Origin of the sequence: Siphonobacter sp. SORGH_AS_0500 (genome assembly GCF_002838835.1) — a bacterium.
Lineage (GTDB): Bacteria > Bacteroidota > Bacteroidia > Cytophagales > Spirosomataceae > Siphonobacter.
The window spans coordinates 109,976-135,148 of record NZ_NHPP01000011.1 but is presented as its reverse complement, the minus strand read 5'-3'; the positions used below and the strand labels follow the sequence as shown (position 1 = coordinate 135,148).

At 46.1% G+C, this 25,173-nt stretch carries 20 protein-coding genes and 2 pseudogenes; 8 read left to right on the top strand and 14 right to left on the bottom strand.

All coding sequences use genetic code 11. The features are described from left to right. Nucleotides 1–120: 120 nt before the first annotated feature. Nucleotides 121–690: a Crp/Fnr family transcriptional regulator gene (locus tag BWI96_RS14125; protein WP_157830372.1), complete on the bottom strand. Its 570-nt coding sequence runs from the start codon at nucleotides 688–690 to the stop codon at nucleotides 121–123. A 76-nt stretch (nucleotides 691–766) separates the two neighbouring features. Next, a pseudogene (locus BWI96_RS14130) lies at nucleotides 767–2,037 on the bottom strand (Glu/Leu/Phe/Val dehydrogenase). Between the two features lie 386 nt (nucleotides 2,038–2,423). Here BWI96_RS14130 and BWI96_RS14135 point away from each other — a divergent pair. The 5 genes from BWI96_RS14135 to BWI96_RS14155 all read left to right on the top strand — a co-directional run bounded on the left by BWI96_RS14135 (nucleotide 2,424) and on the right by BWI96_RS14155 (nucleotide 6,412). Then, a complete protein-coding gene (locus tag BWI96_RS14135; RefSeq protein WP_106637268.1) occupies nucleotides 2,424–2,813 on the top strand; it encodes a TraR/DksA C4-type zinc finger protein in 390 nt (129 codons plus the stop codon). Between the two features lie 188 nt (nucleotides 2,814–3,001). Next, nucleotides 3,002–3,958 (top strand): hypothetical protein, encoded by a 957-nt coding sequence (locus BWI96_RS14140; protein ID WP_106637269.1) that lies wholly within the window; start codon nucleotides 3,002–3,004, stop codon nucleotides 3,956–3,958. A 126-nt stretch (nucleotides 3,959–4,084) separates the two neighbouring features. After that, complete coding sequence (locus BWI96_RS14145) at nucleotides 4,085–4,945, top strand: AraC family transcriptional regulator (RefSeq protein ID WP_106637270.1); 861 nt, start codon at nucleotides 4,085–4,087, stop codon at nucleotides 4,943–4,945. A gap of 136 nt (nucleotides 4,946–5,081) precedes the next feature. Beyond that, nucleotides 5,082–5,615 carry a YceI family protein gene (locus tag BWI96_RS14150; protein WP_106637271.1) on the top strand — a complete coding sequence of 178 codons (534 nt, stop codon included), beginning with the start codon at nucleotides 5,082–5,084 and terminating at the stop codon, nucleotides 5,613–5,615. 344 nt (nucleotides 5,616–5,959) lie between these two features. Next, nucleotides 5,960–6,412: a hypothetical protein gene (locus BWI96_RS14155; RefSeq protein WP_106637272.1), complete on the top strand. Its 453-nt coding sequence runs from the start codon at nucleotides 5,960–5,962 to the stop codon at nucleotides 6,410–6,412. 68 nt (nucleotides 6,413–6,480) lie between these two features. Here the strand turns inward: BWI96_RS14155 and BWI96_RS14160 are convergent, their stop codons facing one another. The 9 genes and pseudogenes from BWI96_RS14160 to BWI96_RS14195 form a co-directional block, all read right to left on the bottom strand. Further along, nucleotides 6,481–7,380: a hypothetical protein gene (locus BWI96_RS14160; protein WP_106637273.1), complete on the bottom strand. Its 900-nt coding sequence runs from the start codon at nucleotides 7,378–7,380 to the stop codon at nucleotides 6,481–6,483. Beyond that, nucleotides 7,381–7,869, bottom strand: coding sequence for a cytochrome-c peroxidase (locus BWI96_RS22445; protein ID WP_232793740.1), 489 nt, complete (start codon nucleotides 7,867–7,869; stop codon nucleotides 7,381–7,383). A gap of 6 nt (nucleotides 7,870–7,875) precedes the next feature. After that, nucleotides 7,876–8,267 (bottom strand): annotated as a pseudogene (locus BWI96_RS23375) (cytochrome-c peroxidase); the annotation flags it as partial. Nucleotides 8,268–8,397: 130 nt separating this feature from the next. Further along, nucleotides 8,398–9,213, bottom strand: a complete 816-nt coding sequence (locus tag BWI96_RS14170; RefSeq protein WP_106637274.1) for an MbnP family protein — start codon at nucleotides 9,211–9,213, stop codon at nucleotides 8,398–8,400. Between the two features lie 19 nt (nucleotides 9,214–9,232). Beyond that, a complete protein-coding gene (locus BWI96_RS14175; RefSeq protein WP_106637275.1) occupies nucleotides 9,233–10,318 on the bottom strand; it encodes a cytochrome-c peroxidase in 1,086 nt (361 codons plus the stop codon). 94 nt (nucleotides 10,319–10,412) lie between these two features. After that, on the bottom strand, nucleotides 10,413–10,802 hold the full coding sequence (locus tag BWI96_RS14180) for a hypothetical protein (protein WP_157830373.1): 390 nt from the start codon (nucleotides 10,800–10,802) through the stop codon (nucleotides 10,413–10,415). Nucleotides 10,803–11,019: 217 nt separating this feature from the next. Then, nucleotides 11,020–11,916 (bottom strand): alpha/beta fold hydrolase, encoded by an 897-nt coding sequence (locus BWI96_RS14185; protein WP_232793735.1) that lies wholly within the window; start codon nucleotides 11,914–11,916, stop codon nucleotides 11,020–11,022. A 99-nt stretch (nucleotides 11,917–12,015) separates the two neighbouring features. Further along, nucleotides 12,016–13,425, bottom strand: a complete 1,410-nt coding sequence (locus BWI96_RS14190; protein WP_106637278.1) for an alpha-L-fucosidase — start codon at nucleotides 13,423–13,425, stop codon at nucleotides 12,016–12,018. 67 nt (nucleotides 13,426–13,492) lie between these two features. Continuing rightward, nucleotides 13,493–14,722 (bottom strand): ROK family transcriptional regulator, encoded by a 1,230-nt coding sequence (locus BWI96_RS14195; protein WP_106637279.1) that lies wholly within the window; start codon nucleotides 14,720–14,722, stop codon nucleotides 13,493–13,495. Between the two features lie 337 nt (nucleotides 14,723–15,059). On the opposite strand from BWI96_RS14195, the gene BWI96_RS14200 reads away from it, so the two are divergent. Continuing rightward, the gene (locus tag BWI96_RS14200) at nucleotides 15,060–16,103 is read left to right on the top strand and encodes a N(4)-(beta-N-acetylglucosaminyl)-L-asparaginase (RefSeq protein WP_106637280.1); all 1,044 of its coding nucleotides are present in this window, start codon (nucleotides 15,060–15,062) and stop codon (nucleotides 16,101–16,103) included. A 144-nt stretch (nucleotides 16,104–16,247) separates the two neighbouring features. Continuing rightward, nucleotides 16,248–18,092 (top strand): beta-N-acetylhexosaminidase, encoded by a 1,845-nt coding sequence (locus BWI96_RS14205; RefSeq protein WP_106637281.1) that lies wholly within the window; start codon nucleotides 16,248–16,250, stop codon nucleotides 18,090–18,092. Between the two features lie 49 nt (nucleotides 18,093–18,141). Here BWI96_RS14205 and BWI96_RS14210 read toward each other — a convergent pair whose 3' ends face one another. The 3 genes from BWI96_RS14210 to pnuC form a co-directional block, all read right to left on the bottom strand. Then, a complete protein-coding gene (locus BWI96_RS14210; protein WP_106637282.1) occupies nucleotides 18,142–19,971 on the bottom strand; it encodes a glycogen/starch synthase in 1,830 nt (609 codons plus the stop codon). 197 nt (nucleotides 19,972–20,168) lie between these two features. Next, nucleotides 20,169–20,582 (bottom strand): Holliday junction resolvase RuvX, encoded by a 414-nt coding sequence (ruvX, locus tag BWI96_RS14215; RefSeq protein WP_106637283.1) that lies wholly within the window; start codon nucleotides 20,580–20,582, stop codon nucleotides 20,169–20,171. 211 nt (nucleotides 20,583–20,793) lie between these two features. Continuing rightward, nucleotides 20,794–21,375, bottom strand: coding sequence for a nicotinamide riboside transporter PnuC (gene pnuC / locus BWI96_RS14220; protein WP_106637284.1), 582 nt, complete (start codon nucleotides 21,373–21,375; stop codon nucleotides 20,794–20,796). A gap of 227 nt (nucleotides 21,376–21,602) precedes the next feature. Here pnuC and mfd point away from each other — a divergent pair, with 227 nt between their 5' ends. Continuing rightward, nucleotides 21,603–25,004, top strand: a complete 3,402-nt coding sequence (mfd, locus tag BWI96_RS14225) for a transcription-repair coupling factor (protein WP_106637285.1) — start codon at nucleotides 21,603–21,605, stop codon at nucleotides 25,002–25,004. Nucleotides 25,005–25,173 lie beyond the last annotated feature (169 nt).

Here is a 25,173-nt window from a genome sequence, read left to right as displayed (position 1 = left end):
AAGCCTAGAAGCAGAGCTAGGTAGAAAATACGGGTAGTCATCATAAAGTTTTGAAGGGTGATTTAAACGCTTCAAAATTCTATGATGACTCCGACCAATCCTTTTACAAATGTTAAATAATCACTGCCGAAACTCCGCTCGTATGCGGCTGAGGGTTACCTGGGTAATGCCCAGGTAAGAAGCAATGTAGCGAAGTGAAACCCGTTGCAGAATATCGGGAAACTGACGAAGTAGAATTTCATATCGCTGTTCGGCGGTATGAAAGGCAAAAAGCTTCATGCGTTCATCCAGACGAAGATAATTTTCTGTAATCATCAGACGGCCCAGCCGCTCGGTTTCTGGGAAATGGGTGAATAACCAGTCAATATCTGTATTGCAAATCGAACAGATCTGGGCGTCTTCCAGCATTTCAATCCAGTAATCCGTTGGCTTTCCGGTGAAAAAACTATCAATGGCACTGATGATCTGACCTTCGAAGCCTAGCCAGGCGGTTATTTCCTGTTCATTATGGTAATAATAGACCCGGCCGACGCCTTTTTCAATGAAATGGAAATAAGGGCAGATGTCACCCGCTCGCTGAAGAATCGTTCGTTTAGGGATGTTTCGTCGCCAGGCTATCTGGTCAATGGCCTGTACAGATTCGGCAGATAAAGGCATGAACGCTGACGCGTAGTCCAGAAATGATTTCATGATAGGTGGATGGGTATAAAAAAAGCCTCGCCCCTTCACGGGCAAGGCTCTAATTTAAGTTACGAAAGGATAGAGATTAATACCCACCCCGGAATTTATACGTATCGGCTACTTTCTTAATGGCTACCATATACGCCGCAATTCGCATGGAAACATTGTACTCCTGTGACGTAGCATATACTTTATCAAAAGCATCTTTCATGGCACGATCCGACCGACGGTTAATCCGGTCAAGCGTCCACTTATAACCGATGCGGTTTTGTACCCATTCGAAGTAAGAAACGGTTACTCCACCCGCATTTGCCAGAATATCAGGGACTACCATGATGCCTTTATCATTGATAATTTCATCAGCACTGGCAGAAGTCGGGCCGTTGGCTCCTTCCACGATCAATTTGGCCTGAATGCTACCAGCATTATCATCGGTGATTACGTCTTCTTTGGCGGCTGGAACGAGTACATCCACAGGAAGAGCCAGTAACTCCTCATTGGAGATTTTCGTAGCCCCTTCAAAGCCCTCAAGTTGTCCTTTATGCTGGTCGCGGTATTGCATGGCTTTCTCAATGTCCAGCCCATTTTCGTTATAATACGCTCCAGTTACATCACTAATGGCTACTACTTTAACACCGCGTTCCTGTAATAAAGCAGCCGCATGTGAACCTACATTCCCAAAACCCTGCACCGCGGCTGTGGCCCGGTAGGGGTTAATGCGAAGTTTTTCCATGGCCGAAATAGCGGCAGTCATTACGCCACGGCCCGTGGCTTCCTTGCGGCCCAGCGAACCACCCAGTACCAGCGGTTTGCCTGTTACAACGCCGTTTACGGTCATGCCGTAGGCTTTGGAATATTCATCCATCAGCCAGGCCATCTCGCGTTCACTCGTGCCCATGTCGGGGGCGGGGATATCGCGGTCGGGGCCGAAAACGTCGAGCATGGCTCCGGTATAGGCCCGCATCAGCCGCTCGATTTCTCCGGCTGACATTTCGCGAGGATTACAGCGAATACCACCTTTGCTCCGCCGTAAGGAATATCAACCACGGCACATTTCCAGGTCATCCAGGCAGCTAAGGCCTTTACCTCGTCCATCGTCACCCCCATATCGAAGCGAATGCCGCCTTTGGATGGACCTAAAATGGTGGAGTGAACCACGCGGATGCCTTCGAACACTTTAACGGAACCGTCGTCCATGGTAACGGGTAAGCCCACAACCACTTGTTTACGGGGCACCATCAGAATATCATACATCTCCGGAGAGATATTGAGCAATTTAAAGGCCACATCGAACCGTTGCATCATGGATTCAAGTGGATTTTCCTGTTGCAAGGGTGCTGGCTCTATATAAGTCATGGCTATGTTAATTTTGTTATTAAATAGGACTATAATAATATTTGCCCCATTGGTCGCAAACTTAGCAGGATTATTCTTAGAAAAACAAAAAACTCTACCAATGGTTAGGCGAGCGATTTGGCAACCTGTAAAGCAAATGAATTAAATTTCAAAGGGTAATTTTGATAAAAGTCATTCAAGCCAAAGAAATAATGCTTTTCTAAGATAAAAGGGCTAAATAATTTTTTAAACTATTTGCTTAAATCGCTTAAAAAGTTATTTTTGTTACCTTCTTTTCGGAGAGGTAAGGGGCTTTACTAAATGAGTATTCCTAACGTGAGGCTGCCCTAGAATAGAAACTATTTATCGCTAAAGTTCGTTTATATTCCCAACAAACCCCGTGAAATATGTCCCCAGTAGAAGAGAAGACCCGCTATTCTGAAGAAGAATTAAAAGAGTTTGAAGAGATCATCCAGAAAAAACTCGGGGATACCAGGACAGAATTGAATTACATTCGTGAAGCCCTGAGTAAGAGAAATGACCCTGGTACGGATTCAACTTCAAGCAGTAACAAGTCGTTAGAAGACGGTGCGGATACCAGCGAACGTGAGAACCTTAGCCAGCTAGCTGCTCGTTTACAGAAGTATGCGACTCAGTTGGAGAATGCTCTGATTCGTATCAAAAATGGTACTTACGGCATTTGTGTAGACACGGGAAAACTGATCCCTAAAGAGCGTCTGCGGGTAGTGCCTCACACGCAGCAGACCATTGAAGCTAAGTTACGGAAACAGAGTTAATCAGAGTATTGATCGCTTTTCTTTTCCCCTTGCATATACACACTATTTGTTAGTGTTCAGAAAGGCCAGCATGCTGGCCTTTTTTGTTACTGTTTTTTTTATAAATTCAGCCCATTTGCACCGTAATTGTACGGAAAAAAGGCATCCTTCGTTTTAGCTTCATCCGTTCGTTCCTTTAATTTTTCTTCATGCGAATTCTTCTTACGCTCTTTACCTTATTACTTACCAGCAGCACTTACGCTCAATTGTCGCTTACGCCTACTCGCATTTTTGCGTCAGGGGTAAACATTAGGGCCGAAGTAACCCCAGCGGCAAAAATGAACGATACCGCAAGGCTGGGTTACTCCCGGTTCAACGTCCAGGGCATTGTTCCTATTCGCGGGGGGGCGGGGGTGAAGTTTCATAACTTCAATCTTCGCAAAATTGACGTAGAGATTAATCAGATGTTTCTGGTGGTAAATGCGGGCTATCGGCAACCGAATTTTTCATTCGATAAAAATGATCAGGGCATTTATACGGGTTCGCTGGTATTAACGGGGATTCACGCCAGTTTGCGGGATAAAATTTGGCTTTACGCGGCGGGCTTGGGTGTCAGCGAAACCGATGAGTTACTGAATTTCAGCAAAGCCCGTCCGTACGGAATGGGTGGAGCCGTTCGGGTACGCATCGCGGGTCCGCGAACGCAATGGTTTTATGGCGGGGCCGTAGTTTTTGAACCCGGTCGCATTACGCCTATCCCCATTGCCGGCATCAATACCCGCATTGCTAAAGGGACTCGTCTGATGCTGGTATTGCCCTTACAGGCTTCAGTTTCTCAGAAAATAACGAAGAAAGTTTGGGGAGAAGTAGGCGTTGCTGCGGGTGGTTTTAACGCCGGATACCTGACGCCTAACCTGAACCCTAATGCCCTGCGACTGGCGTACCGACAGGCAAAAGCGAGTTTTACAGTTAACTACAGTCCCATTAAACCCGTACAATTGTCTTTTGAAGCAGGTATGACAGGCCTGCGAACGCTAAAGACCATGCGAGCGGGGGATGTGCTGGAAAAGTTTACTATCAATAGCAGTCCTTTCATGGCCGTTTCCTGCTATTTCAATCTCTCCAAATCCATCCTGGATTCAAGAGGTTTCGGGTCAGTTTTGTAAAGAGTTTCGGGTTTTGAGTCTAGAGTTTTGAGTTTTTGACCAATTTTGGAAGATAGTATTAGAATCAGAATCATAAGAGTTGTCGATACATAACCCTCAACTCCAAACACAAAACTCTAAACTCTCTTGGAAACACTTCACCTGTCTTCACATGATGCTGTTTCGTTTGAAATTCATGCCATGTCATGGATTGATCATGAACGGCATGTACATACCGAAAGTCCGCACCGCCATGATTATTACGTGATCATTGGCGTAACCGAGGGCACGGGAACGCATATTGTCGATTTTCAGACCTATGAGGTTAAACCCGGAAGCTGGTGGTTTCTATCGCCCGGTCAGGCTCATCAGTTGCAAATGAATGGTCCGCATGAAGGTTGGGTCGTCAGCTTTACGCCTGATTTCTTTTGTGTTTCGGAAGCTAACCGCGAGTTGCTCATCAATACCGGACTTTTTCATAACCTGCTGGAGTTCAAACCCTACTTCATTCCGCCCGAGCAACTGGATTTACTGGAGCCTTCCCTGCAATCGATCCAGGGCGAATACGAGGCGAAGCGGCCCCTGCGGGAGCATATGTTGCGAGCCTGGTTACAACTTTTTCTGGTTCAAGCCTCCCGAACGTTCGACCATCAATTACTCATGGTGGCGGAAACTTCAAAAACGGTATGTCTGGCTCGTCAGTTTCAGGAGTTGGTAGAACGCGATTTTACCCGCAAGACCAAAGTTTCCGATTACGCCGAGTTACTGCACATCACGCCCAGTCATTTAAATGATTCGGTGAAGAAAGTAACCGGGCAGCCCGCTTCCGAGCATATCAAGCAGCGTGTGGTTCTGGAAGCGAAGCGAAAAGCCTTTTTCGGAACGACTTCAGCGAAAGAAATTGCCTTTGATTTAGGCTTTGAAGATGAAGCTCATTTCTCTAAATACTTTAAAGCTAATACGGGTCAAACCTTCACAGAATACCGAAAAACCATCCGTAATAAGTAAAGTTAACCCGCTGGAATACTTTTGTTGAGAAGCTTTCTGGTCTCAATCCGTAATTCTGACAAGGAATTCCGTGGTTTAGACAATGATAAAATATATGTATATACATACATTTGTATCATCAAACATTCACAAAGCTATGTCAACTCCAGCCAAATGGGTCATCGACCCCACTCACTCAGAAGTACAATTCAAAGTAAAGCACCTCGTTATCACAACGGTAACGGGCCAGTTCAATGAATTTAGCGGCGAAGCAACGGCGAGTGATGATTTTTCAGACGCTCAAGTTTCCTTCGAAGCGAAAATTGATTCGATCTCGACGAATAACGAAGCTCGGGATGGCCACCTGAAAAGCGAAGAATTCTTTGCGGCTGATCAATACCCAACGCTGAAATTCGTCTCCACAGGCATTACTAAAAAAGACGAAGATTCTTTCGTGCTGAACGGCGATCTGACGCTACGTGGCGTGACCAAGCCCGTTGCTCTTGAGGTAGAATACGGCGGAACAGTTGTTGATCCTTACGGACAAACGAAAGCAGGTTTCGAGTTGAAAGGAAAAATCAACCGTAAAGATTTCGGATTAACATGGAGTGCCGTTACCGAAGCGGGCGGTGCCGTCGTAAGCGATGAAGTTCGTCTGATTGCTAACGTGCAATTTGTAAAACAAGCCTAATTACACTTCATAAAAGAAAAAAGGGTTGCCTTCGGAAGAGGGTAACCCTTTTTTCTTTCTAGATTATGATATCCTCTTCCTTCGTCATATGATCCAATGGAATAATCTTAACTCTCCTTGAAAAGACCCCAGCAGGGTCAAACATGGATAGTCCCAGACTGGATAGTCCCAGACTGGATAGTCCCAGGCTGGATAGTCTCGAATTTCATCTGGGGGAATGAAAAGACAACCCCCTTTCGAGCTATTCATATTAGACCTCTTCAGGGTTATCAGGGGAAAATTGATTCGAAGCTGGCCCGAATTTTTAGCATTAGTTCCTACACTCAACCTTAATTACAAAGTATATGAGTAGTTCAAGAAAAGAAGCAATATATGCGGCACTGCGGGCTGCAACGGAGGCTGCCCTGAATGATTTGGTAGGCCAGATGGAGACGATTCGTTCAAGCGTTATGGACGATCAGGATGAAGCCATGAGCGAATCTTATGAGTCTAATAGCGAAATGTTGATGAATGATCGTCGGGATCTGGAAGGCCATGCCGACACCATACGTCGTGATCTGGTAACGCTGGATCAGTTCGGTACCGAAGAACAGCACGATACCGTACAAGTTGGAGCTGTGGTGTTAACCGATCAACGAAATTTTTACATTGCGATCAGTCGCAATTTCGAAGTAGACGGCGTAGAATACACGGGTATTTCTACTTCCGCTCCTATTTACGAAGTATTGGAAGGTAAGAAGGCTGGTGATACCGTCAAATTTGCCGATCAGACCTATAAAATCTCCGAAGTTTCATAAAAATAGGTTTCTATATAGATCAAAAGGGTTCTGGATTGGTTACATCCAGAACCCTTTTTGGTTTTCCTCTATAACAAAACCGTTAGATGCACCTGAAGGCGTTGTTTGGCCTTGCTATCACCATTGGCTAGCTCCTGAGCTAGGGGTTGCTGAACGTTAACTCCCGCCACAAACCTTCCCCAATAAGCTTCCACACCCGCCGTGGCTAACGTAGCATAACCACCCGTCTGGGCGTTGCGAACGCCGTTTTTTAAATCCTTTGCGGAGTATTCTGCGGTGAGTCCTGCATTAGGCATCAGCGTCAGATTCTTTCCGGCACTGGTTACATAAAAGACCGAAGTGGAACTACTGAGACGATTACCGAAGCGATAATGATCAGAATTGGTAGTAGAGATGCGGTAACTGACATCCGAGTTCCAGCCCCAGGATTGATAGCGTAAGGTATAAATGGCATTCATCAGAAAATCCGTACTCCCCGTACCCAACTGAAAATTGGCATTCGCTCCGAGCGATCCATCGTCCACAAAGTTAGAGCGACCCGTTGCCAGCTTTACGCCTCCACCCAGCAGTAAGGTATGATTGAAAGCCCGATCCAGCGTATCCATGTTGGTATTTAGTACATTGTAATTAGCTAGAATCGTAACGTCACCCAATCCGTTCAGCCGGGCGGAAGTAGCTGCATCCTGCTGAAAGTTGAAATTATAAGGTACAAAAGCCAGCATCTGAATTCGTTGGGTTGGATAGAACCGTCCCCATAACTCCGTCGTCTGAAAGGTTTCTTTGGTGCGAAGCAATTGTGAATTCAGGTGTGAATCGTAAGTACGATAGCGATAGCGAACGCCAATGAAATTGCGGTACGATTGAGGCATGATGCCATAATAAGCATTCCCCACGCCACAGCCGCAAATGTCGCAGGCCCGGCCCGGAAGGCTTATGGAAAAGAGCAGAAGAAATAAGAGTCGTTTCATTTACTCAGCGGCAAAGCGTTTATTTTTGAGAAATTCTTCGTCGGTTAACGTTTTCAGGAAAGCCACGATCTGCTGGCGTTTCTGCGAAGTAAGAGCAATACCCCGGGTATTATTCTGGCGTAAAAGCGGGTCCAAATTTTGGGTATCCTGAACGCCTTCTGCATAATGATCCAACACGGCTTCAAGCGTATAAAAACGACCATCGTGCATGTAAGGACCGGTCACTGCCACGTTTCGCAAACTAGGTACCCGGAAGGTATACTTATCTTTTTCAAGTTCAGTTACCCGGGCTCGACCCACGTCTTTTACCCCCTGAATGAACAGGCCATTATTACGAAAACTATGGTCGGTGAATAAGGCTCCTTGGTGGCAGGAAGAACATTTTTGTTCGAATAACTTCAGCCCCGCCTGCTCGTCAGCCGTCAGGTTTTCGCCTTCCTTGCGGATGAATTTATCGTATCGGGAATTGGCCGAAACCAGCGTAAGCATGAACTGGGAAAAAGCCTTGAGGAAACGCTCGGTTGTGATTTCTTCGGAACCAAACGCTTTCTTAAACAGCAAAGGATACTTCTTCGTTGCTCGTAACTTATCCAGTACATTTTCGTGTTTTCGCCCAACTCTACTTCGTTCGTAATCGGAGCAATCGGTACTAAATCCAGATCGAAAACACCACCATCCCAGAAGAAACTAGATTCCCAGGCCAGATTCTGAAGGGGTAAGGAGTTTCGCGTACCCATCAGATTATTAATGCCGTGACTTACATCATGGCCGTGGTGCGTAAACCCATACGGCTGCGAATGGCATTCGGCACAGGCGAAGGTATTATCCCGCGAAAGCAAAGGTTCATTGAATAGGGCTTTCCCAAGTTCTACGCCAGCGGTAGTCATTGGATTACGTTCAAACGGGTACACGGGTTCCGGGAAATTAGCCGGAACCGTAAAGCTTACTTCCGGGTTAGATTCGTTCGGCGAAGAACAGCCCCACACCAGAAGTAAGCTTACGGAAAGAAGCCCCATTCTAATCATTATGCGTATGATCAACCGTGAACATATTCACATAATTGTTCGCCAGCGGCACGGCGGCAGCGGGCATGTGAATGGCTGGGGTATCGGCAATTTTAACCGTAGTCTTGCCCGAGAAAAGCTTTTGAAGATTGGTAATGACGTGTATCGTTGGAGCAATGTTCTTCCGCACCGTAGCTAACTGATTCTGCGGGAAGGGAAGGGTAACCGTACGAAGATTATTGACGGTGGCACCAGTCATGCCGCCAAAACCACCTACGTGGAACTGAAAGCGACGGATACCCGCACCGTTCGCGGGAGCTGTGGGTGAAGTACCTTCCAGTTTCAGAAAAATGTAGCCTGAATTCCAGCCCCAGTACATACCGTCCTCACCGTATGACCCTTCGTCCAGCACGCCCGTACGTTCAGCTACGGGTGAAACACTCTTCGCACTGTCTACACCAATGGTGAAGGTAACCTCCTGGTAATCTCCCGCCGGAACGTTCTTCAACACAGGTTCCCAGGTTTTATTATCGACCTGACGAATCAGGAAATATTGATTGGGGAATTTGATGCTTGAACCGTCCGTTTTTTTCAAAGAAACGTTACTAATGAAGTAATTGAAGGTACTGACTGTAAACGATTCCCCCGTGCCGGTCTGATACGTAGTTTCGCCCAATACTAGCTTCTGAGCCCCGACGCGGTTATCAAATTCCAGAATTACGTCGTTGGTATCACCCGCGGTAACAGGCGATGGATTTTCTTTCGTGCAAGAGCTTAGCACGGAAATAAGAAAAGCAAAAGTGATGAAGAGAAAAGAATGGAATTTCATGTGAATATGAGATAAAGTCTCACCGAACCGGAAAGCCCGGAGGTTCGGCAAAACGCTGATTTTTCAAAAATTCAGGATCACTAAGGGTACGTAGAAAAGCGATGATTTTCTGCTTTTCATCGGCGGTTAATGGAATGCCCAGTTTGCCATTTTGCTTGAGTAAAGGATCAAGAGTAGGTGTATCCTGTACCCCGGACGAATAATGTTCGAGCATTTCGTCCAGATTTATAAAGCGACCATCGTGCGTGTAGGGTAAGCTTTCGGCGATGTTTCGCAAACTGGGAACCTTGAATTTGAAGCGGTCGCTTTCCTGCTTCGTGACGGCATACCGGCCCTCGTCGACCACCATTTGAAGGGTCGGTTTGCCGTTGACGTACACAATTTTGGTTCGTTCGTATTTGGGTAAGCCGTTATTTCGGAAGCTACCGTCGGTGAATAGTTCTCCCGCGTGGCAACTTTTGCAGCCTTTACTTTCGAAGAGCTTCAGGCCCTCAAGTTCGGTTGCCGTCAACGTTTCGCCTTCCTTGCGAATGTACTTATCATACCGGGAGTTAGCTGAAACGAAGGTTAACATGAACTGGGTGAGGGCATCCAGCATTTTTTCAGCCGTAATGTCTTCCGTTCCGTAAGCCTGCTTGAATAACGGTGGGTAACCCTTCGTCCGTTTTAGTTTATTGACTACGTTTTCCATGGTATCATCCATTTCATCGGGATGCGTAATGGGTACGATGGCCTGTTTATTCAGATCTTCGACGGCTCCGTCCCACATGTAATGCTTTTGCCAGGCCAGATTCTGAAGAGCCAGCGAATTCCGCAGGCCAATCCGGTTATCAATGCCGTGACTTAACTCATGCAAGTGGTGGGTGAAGGCGTAATACTGCCGGTGACATTCGCCACAGGCAATGGTGCTGTCCCGCGAGAGAATACCGTCGTAGAAAAGCTGTTTCCCTAAAGCGACGCCTGCTTCCGACAGCGGTTTCTGGTCAATCGGATAAACGGGTGCCGGAAAGTTTTTAGGTACTGAAAACAGGGGCATAGGTTCTGAAGGCGAAGTCCCTTTGGAACAAGCCGACAGAATGAGGAAAAGCAGGAATACTTTTCTCATAGTCAAGAAAATAAAGAGGTGAACGAACCTTCGAGACGCAGCAAATCAGGAAAAACGAACGTTTTTCATTCAAAGTCAGAGCAGTAACGAAAGCTTATGCTTGGGGAGGACGGAAACAGGCCGACAGGAAGGAAGAATAGGCCGGGAGCTGATAAGGGGGAAGGTCGGAACGTAACTCAGCAAAAACGGCGGGCTCAAAACGGATTTCCAGCGAAGCAATCGATGCCGGAAGTTCCAGCAATTGCTGCACGAGACGGGAGCCTGCTTCTCGTTCTTGGTGCTCCTGAGTGGCTTTTAACTTTTTAGCCAGGTAACACTTGCCATCACAATGTAACTCGGGATGAGAACGGTTTTCGCAGAGGTAGTGAGCGATGTAATCCCTCCTTAACTCGAAGTCAACCAAAATAACGGGGACTACGAGCGTGCGTAACATCAGAAGCGATGTCAGCAAGTACACACTGAGTTTCCGTAACGTTGAATTCATGGGTACAAAACTATAGCAGGAAAAATGAAAGGCTGGAATTTTTGTGAAAAAACTCGGAGGAGGTAGTTACTTTTAATAACCTCGATGGGGTTATAATATGGGGTTATGATTTCGAACAGAAAATAAATTCTATTGAATTACATCTGGGGCCGTCCAGACCACATAAATACCTTACTAACGAATTTTAGGGGTCAAGTAATCCAAGTATTCAGCGGGATTATTCATGAGACATAACCATCGGGTCAGGGTTTGTCAACCGATCCAGTTCCCGAATCATTAGCGATTTAATGCGGGGACGAGCGGTCCACATAATGCCGTGTCGCTGGTTCGCCAGGTAAATCACTTCCACCTGTGGCGACTGCGTCAACTGCCGGGCTGCCCAAATGGGATTCTCAGGATATAACAACCGATCTTCCAACCCATGCACCATCGTAACTGGAATGTGAATCTTTTTCCAGAGGGAAACCATGCTTACTAAATGCGGGTAATGATTCTGCTTTTCGTCGTCGGCTACGTGAATAAATCCGGGAATCCAGGCGGAGAAAATGGGAACAAGTTTAGAGATCGGATAAATGCGTTCGGCTCCGGGTTTGTACGAACCACAAACGAGTAATAAGCGATCAAAGTAATCGGGATGATCCATTGCCACGCGGGCCGCTACTGTCGCTCCGTACGAAGTTCCGAACAGTAACGTCGGACGTTTGTCCTGAATTTGCCAGAGCATTTTAGTTAATACCGCCGATTGTTGCCCAATGAACTTCTCTCCCCAGCCATAATCCGATTCCCCATACCCTGGTCGGTCGGGAGCAATGAGCTGCGTACTTTTCTGTAAATCGGGGTCGTTCAGATACGAACGTAAGCCTTCCAGTGAACTGGGCGAACCGTGCATCAATACCATCTTCCGGGGTAAGGTATCCGAGCCGATTTTCAGGTAGCGAATGGTCCGTCCCAGCGTATCGTAATACACGATTTTTACCGGAATGCCTTTCTCAATCAAATCTTTACGAATTTCCCGCCGGGAGTAACGTCGGTGTTCGAAACAACCTGAAAAGAGAAAAAGGAATGGTATACCTACTACTATTCGAAGCAAAAACAAACGGAACAATAGGATCACTGGGTCAGAGTTTTGTTCATAAAAAAAGGGTATAAAATGCAGAACATTCTATACCCTTTTTATAACGTATCCACCCGGAAAACGTTTACGCCCGAAGTATTACTTTTTCATTAACTTAAAGACATACACCGGGCTTTCTTTTACTTTCTTACGGAAAGAGTCTGACAGCGTTACGGTTTTGTCTTTCGATTTCAGAGATTCTTTAGAACCCAGTAACTGAACGGATTGCCCTTTTTCCAGCACGGGAATCTCCAGTGAAGCGGGTAATTTCTCGCCTTCTTCTGCCCGGTACAATGCATACATCGTTGAGCCCTTCTGCGTATACGCCCACTTGCCAGACTGATACGGAGACACGGCTGTAGTTTCGTAGATCGCTTCGCCGTTTACGTTCATCCATTTCCCAATCTCTTCAAGCCGCTGATAGGCTTCTTCGTGCCATTCGCCGTCGGGTCCGGGGGCTACGTTCAGCAAGAGGTTACCACCTTTCGAGACGATGTCTACCAGTGTATGAATCAGCTTGCGAGTGGATTTGAAATTTTCTTTTGGAATGTAACTCCAGGAATCGCCCATGGTCATGCAACTCTCCCAGGGGAAAGGAAGAGCCTTGTCAGGAATGGATTGCTCAGGGGTAACGTAATTCTCATATTCGCCCGTTACCGTCCGATCCACCACTAACAATCCGGGTTGATGACTGCGAGCCATTTTTGCAATATTGGCCATGTCAATGTCCTGATCGAACGGAATGGTTTTCTGCCAGCTAACGGTCGAATCAATCGTGCTAAAGGGTCTTACCCAACCGCCATCCAGCCAGAGAATGTCCATTTTCCCGTAATCAGACATTAACTCTTCGATCTGATTGTACGTGAATTGCTTGAATTTATTCCACTTTTCAGGATACTTTTTAGGGGCGTAACTGGAATTGCGATCTTTCGGAGGAAAGTAACTCCACCAGTAATCATCCGTATGCCAGTCGGGTTTGGAGAAATACGCCCCTACCATAAATCCCTGATCGCGGAAAGATTTAAAAACTTCCTTCGCTACGTTCGCTTTAGGATTCGTGCCGAAAGGCGTGTTAGTAATCTTGTAATCCGTCTGTTTAGTATCAAACATACAGAATCCGTCGTGATGCTTGGTGGTGAACACCACGTATTTCATCCCGGCATTTTTAGCCGCCGTTGCCCAGCGATCAGGGTTAAATTTAACGGGGTTAAACTGCTGAGGAATGGCTTCGTAAGCTTTTTTATACTCGTACCAGTCTTTAGAATAGGGTCCTTTACGTTCGCACCATCCTTCGTCTTCCGGGCATAATGACCAGGATTCCACAATGCCCCATTGGCTATAGGTACCCCAGTGCATCAGTAAGCCAAACTTAATTCCCTGCCATTGCTTTAGTTTTTGCTGAACGGCGGGATCCTTGGGAGCGACGTAACCGAAGCTTTGCTCGGAATGTTGCTGGGCTAGTAAGGGAGTGGTAGCGGCCAGCAAAAGAGTGGTAATCAAACGTTTCATCTGGAAGAAAGAGAAAAATACCGTCCGAATTCTCCTGAGAAAATCCGAACGGCGGGGGGATAAAGGGTTATATTGTAGCCAGTAACTGATCCATCACGTAGATGTGAATGCCAATCCATTTGGCCCTTTCGCCAAGCTGGGAAATTTCAATACTTAAATCATTTCTGAAATCGCTCAGGCAATATTTATTGATCGCCTGACCAATCGGATTAGTAATAAACTGATCGGCTTTTACCACAATTCCGTCTACAATCACAATCTCGGGATTGAATAAGTGAACAGCCATGGAAAGGCCTTTGCCTAATACCGTGCCCACATCAAAAAGAATATCGATGGCAAAAGCATCTCCTTCCAGAGCGGCTTCAATAATCATCTCGATATCAATGTCTTCGATATGATCCATATATGCGGAAAGCTTCGAAACTCGTCCTTCGTTCAGTCCGCGTTGCACCCGGCGAATGAGCGAACGGGCCGAAGTAATGGTATCGAGGCAACCTACTTTACCGCAGTGGCATAACTCGCCATCGGGATCCATCTGAATGTGACCTAGCTCGCCCGCAAACCCGGAAGCTCCCTGGAAAATTTCACCGTTCAGAATAATACCTAAGCCAACGCCCCAGTCGATGTTAATGGCCAGTACGTGTTTTTTGCCGCGAGCCAGCCCGAATCGGTGTTCGCCCAAAACGGTGGCTTTGGTATCATTAATTACGAAAACAGGCAGATTAAACTCTTCAGAGATCAGGGTACTGAGCGGTTTTTCTTCCTGATTAATTCGCCGATAAGTCATGTTCGTGCCCGTCTGAAACTGAATCAGACCGGGCATGGAAATGCCAATGGCTACAAAATGAGAGGCTTCGACCTGTGATTCTTCGAGGGCTTGGCGGGTGAATTCCAACAACGCTTTGGCAAAACGAGGGTTATCTTCCAGACCTAATTTGATGTCTTTTCTAAAGATAACTTCCCGCTGAAGATTCATGATGACCACTTTGGTATCATGCGTGCTGATGTCTAGGGCAACGACGTATTTATCCTGAACATTAAGTCCGAACAAAACCGGGCGGCGACCGTGATTTCCTACGGCAGTGCCGAAAGTGCTAACCCACTTTTCGTTTACCAGTTCTTCAACAATATTGGTAATGGAAGGAACGCTGCTGTGCAGGCTTTTGGCTAGCTGAGCCAGTGTAGAAACTTCCGATTGATACAATTCAGCCAAAACGCCCCGGCGGGAAACGCTTTTCTTGTAATCAACTACACTTTTTTTGGATTCAATTTCTTCATCGGGTGGAGACACATACATCACAGTAATGATTTAGAGCGATAGATTTCAAATAATTTTGTTGGAAACCAGTGGGACGATAGTAATAGACTACTTTTTAAAAATTTATTGTAAATAAACACTTGTTTTATAAAAATATTAACAAATTATTTACAATGTGGTCGATTTTATAGGAAATGTCAGAAAAGTATTCTTCATCTTCACATTAAAATTTCACACGGTAACCATCGGCATCCATCAATTTCCATAAAACGAATCTATAAAATTTACGCTATAGATTGTTTAAAGATTTTGTTTTTGGCTGATTTACAGAATTTTATAACATTTCACTGTACACTCTATCACTTCTCTACACCACATGACAACGCGTCGTTCCTTTCTTCGCTGGTCTACTTTAGCCGTATCCTTAAGTCCAGTACGTTCTTTATTTGCCTTGCCTAAAGCGGCTGCCGTTAAACCCATCGTCGTTTCAACCTGGGACAGCGGATTAGCGGTTAATGCAGTGGCCTGGAAAGTGCTTAAACCCGGTGGGTATGCTCTGGATGCCGTAGAAGAGTCGGCTAAATCCATCGAAAAAGAAATCAGTTGTTGTGTGGGGCTGGGCGGCAATCCCGACCGCGAGGGGCATGTCACGCTGGATGCCTGCATCATGAATGAAAAGTACGATTGCGGATCAGTAGCGGGTCTGGAGCGAATTCTTCATCCCATCTCAGTTGCTCGTAAAGTGATGGAAACGACGCCACACGTCATGCTGATTGGAGAGGGAGCCCAGCAATTTGCCGTAGCAAATGGCTTTAAACTTGAAGAAGATAAACTCTCGGCTGATGCAGAGAAATCGTACAAAGAATGGCTGAAGAAATCGGAGTATAAGCCGCTGATGAATATTGAGCAGCAACAGGGGAAAACTCCCAAGCGTGCTGCCGGAGGCCCTTTTGCTCCGAATCAGTTTGAAGATGGTTCGTTCAACCATGATACAATGGGAACCGTTGCCATGGATGCCAAAGGCCGTCTTTCTGGCTCTTGCACGACCAGCGGTATGGCCTTCAAAATGCGGGGTCGCATTGGTGATTCACCCATTATTGGTGCGGGCTTATATGTGGATGGTGAAGTCGGTGCGGCGACCTCGTCCGGGCAGGGTGAAGAAGTAATCCGACTGGGAGGTACTCACCTTGTGGTGGAGTTCATGCGAAATGGAGCAACGCCGATGGAGGCCTGCAAGAAAGCCGTGGAGCGTTTGGTGAAGATTAATCCTAAAAAGGCCAAAGATTTCCAGGTAGGTTTTATTGCCATTAACCTTCAGGGTGAGGTAGGAGCTTACTCCGTGAACAAAGGCTTCAGCTATGCCGTCACCAAAGCCGATGATGGTGGAAAAGTCTTTATGGCGGAGAGCTATTACAAATAAGGTAAAAATTGTGCAACCGTTTGTTCTGCTTAGTACAATCGTTTGCTCAGGGTTAACCTAAAAATACTTCATCAACCTCGACTTATTCATCACTTATCTTGATGGTCAAAAGCCCTGCCGAGCAGGGAAAGAAACCTCTTTTTCATGAAACGTTTTATTCTTTCAGCCTTTTTGGCGGCGGCCAGCCTAACCTCTTTTGGTCAGTCCATTATTCCCCAGCCCGTTTCTCTGCAGCAGGGGTCGGGTAAGTTTCAGTTTACGAATCAAACGCAGGTGGTAGCTTCTACGCCCGAAGCAAAACGTCTGGCGGGTTTGCTTAATCAATACCTGAAGAAACGGACGGGTGCTGAATTGAAAATCGTCAGTAAAGCTCCCGCTTCAAATTATATAGCCTTTATTGAAAAGACGGGTTTACCCGCTGAAGGCTATGAGCTAAAAGCTACCCCACAGAGTGTACAGATTTCGGGTAAAGATGCGGGCTTGTTTTACGGATTACAGTCGGTAATGCAATTGATTACGGGCGATGCTAAACCCGAAATAGCATCTGTTACCATCGAAGATCATCCGCGTTTCGGGTACCGGGGATTAATGATGGATGTGGGTCGCCATTACATGCCGCTTTCGTTTATCAAGCAGATGATTGATGAAATGGCAATGCTGAAATTCAACCGTTTTCACTGGCATTTAACAGAAGACCAGGGCTGGAGATTAGAAATCAAAAAATACCCGAAGCTAACTCAGGTCGGAGCTTACCGGGATGAAACCCTCATTGGAGCTTACGGAGACCGCATGCCTCAGCAATTTGATGGGATTAAATACGGCGGTTTTTACACGCAGGATGAAGCCCGTGAGGTGGTAAAATATGCGGCAGAACGACACATTACCGTCATTCCTGAGATTGAGTTGCCCGGTCACGCCACGGCGGCTTTGGCGGCTTATCCCGAATTAGGCTGCACGCCCGGCCCGTTCAAAGTTCAGACGACCTGGGGGGTGCATAAAGACGTGTTCTGCCCGAAAGAAGAAACCTTCCAGTTTCTGGAAAATGTTTTAACAGAAGTAATGGACATCTTCCCTTCGCCCTACATTCACATTGGTGGAGATGAATGTCCGAAGGATCGCTGGAAGGAATCGGAGTTTTGTCAGAATCTGATCAAGAAAGAAAACCTGAAAGATGAGCACGGCTTACAGAGTTATTTTATTCGCCGGATCGAAAAATTCCTAAACTCAAAAGGTCGTAACATCATTGGCTGGGACGAAATTCTGGAAGGAGGGTTGGCCCCCAACGCAACGGTGATGAGCTGGCGGGGTGAAGAAGGTGGAATTGCGGCAGCGAAGGAAAATCACGACGTAATCATGTCACCCAATGGGTATGTGTACATCGATCATTACCAAAGCAAAGATCGCAAACAGGAGCCACTGGCCATTGGCGGATTTTTACCGCTGGAAAAAGTATATTCTTATAACCCAACGCCAAAAGAGCTGACGGCTGAGCAGCAGAAGCACATCAAAGGCGTTCAAGCTAATTTATGGACAGAATATATTCCAACGGCGGGTAAAGCTCAGTACATGTATTTCCCCCGAGCAATGGCTCTGGCCGAAGTAGCCTGGTCTCCCTTAAATCGTAAGGATTTCACGGAGTTTTCAGAACAACGCTTACCCGTCTATTTACGCAAGCTGGAAAAACGGAATTTATACTTCCGGGTACCGGATGCGATTGGAATGCCGAAAGAGGATACGCTTCGGGGAAGTCAGTTTACGATTAACCTGAAAGCTCCCGTAGAAGGGGCCAAAATTTACTACACGATTGACGGGTATATGCCCAGTGAAGCAACGTATCCCTATTCAAAGCCCATTTCATTAACGATTCCACAGAATCGCCGGGTTGATTTGAAAACGATTGTGGTAACGCCCGCAGGCCATCGCAGCATCGTTTCGACTACGACTTTGGTCAATGGTACCCCCATGCCGGACAAGCAACCGAAGAAGTAATACAGTTCTGGCATAAAAAAATCCCGACCGTCAAGGTCGGGATTTTTTGTTACCCATGTTTCCGGCGTTTCAGAGCCAGGTCGTGAGCGGTATCGTAATAGCTTCTGAGGTTTTTCCAGTCAAATACTTCGGAAATGCTTTCGGTACGGTTTCGCTGCATGATCCGGTCGCGGCGGGAGGTACGTACAAATTTGAACAGTAACTCGGAAAGCGTTTCTGCGGCCTGATGAAAATCCTGATGGCTGCGGTTTAGCACATAAACACCCCAGTTTTCCGGATCGGCCATGATTTGGTTCATATAATCCCCAAAACCGGATAAATCACTGGTAATGGTAGGAACGCCCCGCACGACGCATTCCAGTGGTGTATAACCCCAAGGCTCGTAATAACTTGGGAAAATTCCCAGGTGACAACCCCGCACGAAATGGCTGTAATCCATCCCAAATAGGGGGTTGGTTGAGGCAATGAAATCAGGGTGATAGACGATCTTCACGCGGTCACTTTCGTGGTTCTGCATGTTCGATTTCCGAAGGAAATCAACGATAGCATCTTCCTGTTTCAGGTAATGCGTTACCGTTTTAGGTAACTGATGGGTCTTCCACGACTGAATAGTTCGGCGTAACCGCAACTGCCAGTATTCATCCACAAACTGATTCAGATCGGGCATCTTTAGCTCATTACTCGTGGCTGAAGCCATGAATAACTGTTCACCAATCTGTCGCTCAATCGCTTCGCAGGTCTGCCGGATTTCGGCCATTACGGCCCGCGTTTGCAACACATCGGCATCCATCGAATACACCGGATTTTTAGTGACGATGAACATCACCACCGTCATGTCCGAATTGGTTGCCTGCAATTTGGCATTCAGTCGGCTCAGGGCTTCGAGTGTTAAGTCGTAGCCCTTGTTATTATACTCAAATCGGCCTGAAGTAAAGAAATATAAGGTGCGATCCAGATCGAAGGAATAGTTCTGGAAGAAGTGACCCATCACAAATTGATGGATTTTTGCCTTATACTGAACGTGCAGGTTCTGGAACTCATGCGTCGCTGTGAATCGGGTAACATTCAGGCCGTTAGGTAAAGTTAGATCGCATTTACGACCTAGCAAAAACTCGCATTCCTTAGCCGTAACGTCCGAAACCGTCGTCATAACGTGACAGTTCTGAGCCGCCAGGTATTCAATCGTTGCCTGCGTTGCAATGCCAAAATGCTGAGCTTGTTCCCGCCAGTTGAACGTCGGTAATAACTCGTAGAAATTAGGAACGTTGGGAGCCATGTAGCGTCCCAGCATGGTAGCATGCGTGGTGAAAACCGTCGCTAATTTCGGAGATTCATGAGCAATATAGGGAAGGGCCGTAGCGGCCATCCATTCGTGAAAATGGGCGGTTATGTCATATCGACCACTATGATCACGGGATAGCTCATTGAGGAAAATACGGGTGCATTCTCCAAAAGCAATGACCTGATTAACCAAATCTTCCGCGTTAAGCGTAGAAAGCTGATGCTTTTCCCAGAGGTCGTACTTTAACTGATCCAGCTGATTAAACAGCGTGTAAAAATTAAAAAGCACAATGCGGGGCTTTCCGGTGACGAGCCAGTAACCATACTGCACATCGAAGCCCATTTCCCGCATTTTTCGTACGGTTTTACCCAACGCTGAATCGTCGAGATCCGATATGGGTTCGAACTCAGCCAAGGCTTTTTCCGGGAAGTAAGGCCCAAGTAAAAAATAATCATCGCCCCATTTTTCGACCATTGCCGGAACCTTGGAGCGGATTACTGTATAAATACCCCCAACCTGATTGCATACTTCCCAGGCTATTTCAATCAGTAGGCGAGGTCGTATCTTGGGCTTAATGGGTTCAACTTCGAAAGCCATAGCCGAGTATTAATGTAAACAATGTGAATTGAAAGTTCTTTGTGCCTAAACTACTTTGAGCTACCAAATATAGAATGGTATTTTTCAAGGGAATTATTCGTCTAAAATAATCTTAAAGTTTTATGCCAAAAGAGTAGGATTTTTTTTGATACACCATACTCTGGCTCATTTTTATTTATTAAAAGGCTATTAATGAACTACGGACGACTAGCTAAAAAAGACTGTAAAATGATAGTAGCCGAAACGCGATCAATAACGCCTTTATCCCGACGATCTTTCTTAGTAGTTCCCATCGCAATTAAAGACTGCATAGCCATGACGGAAGTAAATCGCTCATCGTGTTCATGCACTGGGATTTCCGGAAAGGTTTTCTTCAGAATTCGTAAAAATCCCCGCACATGTGGCGTATTGGAAGTGTCCGAACCATCCAGATTAGTGGGCATTCCTACTACGAAAGCTTCTACCGCTTCCCGCTGGCAGTAGTCTTTCAGAAAAGGGATGACCTGCGTTGAATGCACGGTATCCAGAGCCGTCGCAATGAGTTGCAGAGGATCCGTCACGGCGAGCCCTACGCGTTTGGTTCCATAGTCTATAGCAAGAATTCGTGCCAATAGTTTAAAAAATTAAGGGATTATTTAGTAAACGGTAATGAAAAACCAGATAAAATAACCTCCGGGATTTAACGTAAAAAATTGACTAATAATTAATTAACCCAACAATTCGGATCAGCTAAAATAAATAGCTTCAGGGTTTTTGCTGGGAACCGTTTGAAAGTGTGAAAAGGTAAGAAAGTTTATAAGTATTACAAGTATCTTAAAACCACTATCTCATATCTTTCTTCCAGTCTTTATAACCAACTAGGCAAAGAGCCAGATAAATGGCGTATAAAAGAACCGTCCAGTATAAACTTTTATACGCGTAAACGAAGACGTAGATGCCGTCTACGAACAACCATAACCACCAGTTTTCCAGAAATTTTCGTCCCAGCATCCACTGGGCAATCAAACTGATGGTAGTGGTAAACGAGTCGACCAGGGGCAGACTGGCATCGGTAAACCGACTTAGTAGCCAGTTCAGAAAGGCCGTGCCGCTCAGCGTAATTAGCACCAGCCAGCCGATGAGATTTCGAGGCAAGGTGCGAACCTGGAGTTCCGTATGGCCCTCTCCGCCGTATAGCCACTGGTAAAGTCCATAAACGCTCAGGATGGCAAAAACGATCTGTAAACCCATGTCACCATAGAGCCGGGCTTCCCAGAAAATGACTGCGTAAATCACGACGCTGATGATGCCCCAGAAAAATCCCCATACATTTTGACGGGTATTATACCAGACACAAATGACGCCGGTAATTAAGCCGGCCAGTTCAAGCCAGTTGGTTTTTATGTAGGCTAGAAATACGTCCATTCAGTAGGGCTAATTTGATAAAAATCTGAACTTTGCTCCGGGTCTCAGAGTTTTCTAATAGTCTCCCTGTCGGTACCGAGAAATTCGGCTTACGGCGGGGTTTACTGCGTTCTATTGCGTTTGAAAACCCATGCATACGATTCATAAACGCAGGAACCGGGGGTCCATTTCCAGACAAAGTTGTGTGAAAACCCGGTAGCAAAAAGCGAATTTTTAAAATAAACTCGATGCTAGTTAAAGATTTGTTAACGCTGTATCGCAATGATCCGTTTATCCGTCTCATTAGCGAACGAATTCAAAGTAAACAGCCTAATGATTACCATCTTCAGATCAAAGGATTAGCCGGAAGTCTGGATTCGGTTCTGGTGGCATCCCTCTATCAGCATCAGCCGGCGTCTTCTTTGCTGGTTTTGTCGGATAAAGAAGAAGCGGCCTATTTCTATAATGACCTTCAGAATTTGCTGGGCGAAGACCACGTCCTGTTTTTTCCAATGTCTTATAAAAAGCCCTACGAATACGAAGAGATTGATAATGCGAACGTATTGATGCGGGCCGAAGTTCTGAACCGGTTGAATGAAAAGGGACATCCGTTATTAATCGTTACCTATCCAGAAGCTCTGAGTGAAAAGGTTATCAACCGGAAGTCACTCGTGAAGAATACATTTACGGTTTCGGTGGGCGAAAAAATTGATACTGAATTCCTGACTGAATTTTTAATTAGCCAGGATTTTGAGGGAACCGATTTTGTGTACGAAGCGGGTCAGTTTGCCCTGCGGGGGGGAATTATTGACGTATATAGCTACGCTAACGAATTCCCCTACCGGATTGACCTTTTCGGTGATGAGGTAGAATCCATCCGAACGTTTGATCCCGATACGCAGCTTTCCAAAGAATCCGTTTCCCAGATTAATATCGTTCCCGACGTTCAGACCAAGCTTATTCAGGAGACCCGGGAATCGTTTTTCAGCTTTTTTGGCAAAGAAACCCGACTCTGGTTTAAGGACGTGGAATTAACCCTCGAACTGATCGGAATCTGTTTTGAGAATGTTGAGAAAAGCTTCAACGAAATTGTAGAGCGGAGCGGCGGTATCAAGGTGATTCATGAACCTTCCCAGTTGTTTGAAACCCGTCGCAGTTTCCTCAATCATATCAAGGAATATCCGAGCGTAGAATTTGGGAAACGGTTTTATTTCAAAGCCGCCGATGGGGCAACCGAATCACCAGCAGACCTTCGCGTTAATTATGCTTCGAAACCCCAGCCCAGCTTCAATAAAGATTTCAATCGACTGATTGAAACCCTTCATGAACAACAATACCGGGGGTATACGAACATTATTGTTGCTGAAACCCAGAAGCAACTGGAACGATTAAATACGATCGTAGGAGAATCCAATGACTCGGTTCGTTTTCAGGCCGTGAATGTTTCCCTGCGGGAAGGGTATATTGATGATACCCTGAAAATCGCCTGTTTCACCGATCACCAAATTTTTGATCGGTTTTATCGGTATCGCGTTCGGGATAAGTACAGTAAGTCCAAAGCCCTTACGCTTCGCGAACTCAAAACACTGGCTCCGGGCGATTTTGTTACTCACATTGACCACGGCATTGGCCGTTTCGCTGGACTCGTGAAGATTGATGTAGGTGATCACAAACAGGAAGGAATTCGCCTGGTTTTCAGGGATAATGATACCGTTGTAGTGAACGTGCAGAGTTTGCACAAAATCGCTAAGTATACGGGTAAGGAGGGCACTCAACCCTCGTTGAGTAAGTTAGGGTCACCGGAGTGGGAAAACAAAAAGGCGAAGGTCAAGCGGCAGGTCAAAGACATCGCGGCGGAGCTGATCGAGCTGTACGCCAAGCGGAAATTTGCTCCGGGTTATGCCTATTCGCGGGATAGTTTCTTACAAGTCGAGATGGAGTCGTCGTTCCTTTACGAAGATACCCCCGACCAGGCTTCTTCAACGGCGGCGGTAAAAGAAGATATGGAAAAACCGCACCCTATGGATCGTCTGGTTTGTGGGGATGTTGGGTTTGGTAAGACGGAAGTAGCGATGCGAGCCGCTTTCAAAGCCGCTGCGGATAATAAGCAGGTGGCGGTGCTGGTGCCAACCACGGTATTAGCCATGCAGCATTACCGTACCTTTCGTGACCGTTTTGAGCGTTTTCCGGTGAAAGTCGAATACATTAACCGATTCAAAACCACGCAGCAGATTAAGGAAACGCTGAAGCGGGTGCAGTCTGGCGAAACGAGTATTCTCATCGGAACGCACCGGATTGTAGGAAAGGACGTGAAGTTTAAAGATCTGGGTCTGCTCATCGTTGATGAGGAACAGAAGTTTGGCGTGAAGGTCAAAGATCGGTTGAAGGAATTTAAACTCAATGTGGACGTATTAACCCTCACGGCGACGCCTATTCCCCGAACGCTTCACTTCTCGTTAATGGGAGCCCGTGACTTGTCCGTTATTGCTACGCCACCGCCGAATCGTCAGCCCGTTACGACGCAATTAATGGTATTCGACGAACTAAAAATCCGGGATGCCGTCATGCTTGAACTGAAACGCGGCGGGCAGGTTTTCTTTGTCCATAACCGGATTGGTGATCTGGAAACGCTGGGTAATATGATTCTGAAATTGGTGCCAGACGCTAAAATTGGTATTGCCCACGGCCAGATGGATGGCGATCGTCTGGAAAAGGTAATGATGAAATTTATTGAAGGAGAATATGACGTTCTGATTTCAACGAATATCATCGAAGCCGGACTGGACATCCCGAATGCCAATACGATTCTGATTAATCAGGCCCATTTATTTGGCTTGAGCGATCTTCACCAGATGCGGGGAAGGGTTGGCCGATCCAATAAAAAGGCGTATTGTTACCTGCTGACCCCTGCTCTTTCGTTATTAACCAGTGATTCCCGTAAACGCCTTCAGGCTCTGGAAGAATTCACGGAATTGGGCGATGGATTCAAGGTAGCCATGCGGGATTTGGACATTCGTGGAGCAGGAAATTTGCTTGGAGCTGAACAAAGTGGCTTCATAAACGATTTAGGCTTTGAAACCTATCATAAAATCCTCGACGAAGCCGTCCAGGAGTTGAAGGAAACGAAGTTTAAAGACCTCTTTGCGGACGAATTAGCCAAAGCCGCTAAAAATCTGCGGGTGGAATGTCAGATTGAAACGGATTTGCCCGTCCTGATTCCTGAAAATTACGTATCTAACATATCCGAACGGCTCAGTTTGTATAACCGTCTGGATAATCTGAAAGAGGAAGCCGAGTTACAGAAATTTCAGGCCGAAGTAACGGATCGATTTGGTCCGGCTCCAGAAGAAGTTCGTGATTTGATTGGTTTGGTGAAGGTTCGTTGGAAAGCAGAACAAATTGGTTTTGAAAAATTAACGCTTAAACAAAATACATTGAAAGGAACTTTCGTTTCAGGTGAGCATGAAGCTTACTTCCAATCCGAAAGATTTGGCCGAGTACTTGATTTTGTGAAGGCTCAACCCAAACGCGTTGCTCTGCGGGATGTCAAAGGGAAGTTATTACTACAGGCCGAAAATATCCGGCAGGTAAAAGACCTCGATGAGTTATTGGGCCACATGGTCGCCTCACCCGAAAAAATGAAAGCCTAACGAAGGGCCGATTTGAGTATTTAAACCGATTTTCAAAGATTAGGTAATAGGAATGACTGAACGGTTATCAAGTAATTCCAGCCAATCTTCTATTTTTGTACGATTTTGTAAGCGATTTTAAGTGAACGTCCATCTCTAAAGCAGAATTGGACGTTCACTTAAAACAGAA

What these genes read in the sequence shown, in the direction of transcription:
- BWI96_RS14125 (WP_157830372.1), bottom strand. Translation starts at nt 690, where the DNA reads ATGAAATCATTTCTGGACTACGCGTCAGCGTTCATGCCTTTATCTGCC.
- BWI96_RS14135 (WP_106637268.1), top strand. Translation starts at nt 2,424, where the DNA reads ATGTCCCCAGTAGAAGAGAAGACCCGCTATTCTGAAGAAGAATTAAAA.
- BWI96_RS14140 (WP_106637269.1), top strand. Translation starts at nt 3,002, where the DNA reads ATGCGAATTCTTCTTACGCTCTTTACCTTATTACTTACCAGCAGCACT.
- BWI96_RS14150 (WP_106637271.1), top strand. Translation starts at nt 5,082, where the DNA reads ATGTCAACTCCAGCCAAATGGGTCATCGACCCCACTCACTCAGAAGTA.
- BWI96_RS14155 (WP_106637272.1), top strand. Translation starts at nt 5,960, where the DNA reads ATGAGTAGTTCAAGAAAAGAAGCAATATATGCGGCACTGCGGGCTGCA.
- BWI96_RS14160 (WP_106637273.1), bottom strand. Translation starts at nt 7,380, where the DNA reads ATGAAACGACTCTTATTTCTTCTGCTCTTTTCCATAAGCCTTCCGGGC.
- BWI96_RS22445 (WP_232793740.1), bottom strand. Translation starts at nt 7,869, where the DNA reads ATGCTTACGCTGGTTTCGGCCAATTCCCGATACGATAAATTCATCCGC.
- BWI96_RS14170 (WP_106637274.1), bottom strand. Translation starts at nt 9,213, where the DNA reads ATGAAATTCCATTCTTTTCTCTTCATCACTTTTGCTTTTCTTATTTCC.
- BWI96_RS14175 (WP_106637275.1), bottom strand. Translation starts at nt 10,318, where the DNA reads ATGAGAAAAGTATTCCTGCTTTTCCTCATTCTGTCGGCTTGTTCCAAA.
- BWI96_RS14180 (WP_157830373.1), bottom strand. Translation starts at nt 10,802, where the DNA reads ATGAATTCAACGTTACGGAAACTCAGTGTGTACTTGCTGACATCGCTT.
- BWI96_RS14190 (WP_106637278.1), bottom strand. Translation starts at nt 13,425, where the DNA reads ATGAAACGTTTGATTACCACTCTTTTGCTGGCCGCTACCACTCCCTTA.
- BWI96_RS14195 (WP_106637279.1), bottom strand. Translation starts at nt 14,722, where the DNA reads ATGTATGTGTCTCCACCCGATGAAGAAATTGAATCCAAAAAAAGTGTA.
- BWI96_RS14200 (WP_106637280.1), top strand. Translation starts at nt 15,060, where the DNA reads ATGACAACGCGTCGTTCCTTTCTTCGCTGGTCTACTTTAGCCGTATCC.
- BWI96_RS14205 (WP_106637281.1), top strand. Translation starts at nt 16,248, where the DNA reads ATGAAACGTTTTATTCTTTCAGCCTTTTTGGCGGCGGCCAGCCTAACC.
- BWI96_RS14210 (WP_106637282.1), bottom strand. Translation starts at nt 19,971, where the DNA reads ATGGCTTTCGAAGTTGAACCCATTAAGCCCAAGATACGACCTCGCCTA.
- pnuC (WP_106637284.1), bottom strand. Translation starts at nt 21,375, where the DNA reads ATGGACGTATTTCTAGCCTACATAAAAACCAACTGGCTTGAACTGGCC.
- mfd (WP_106637285.1), top strand. Translation starts at nt 21,603, where the DNA reads ATGCTAGTTAAAGATTTGTTAACGCTGTATCGCAATGATCCGTTTATC.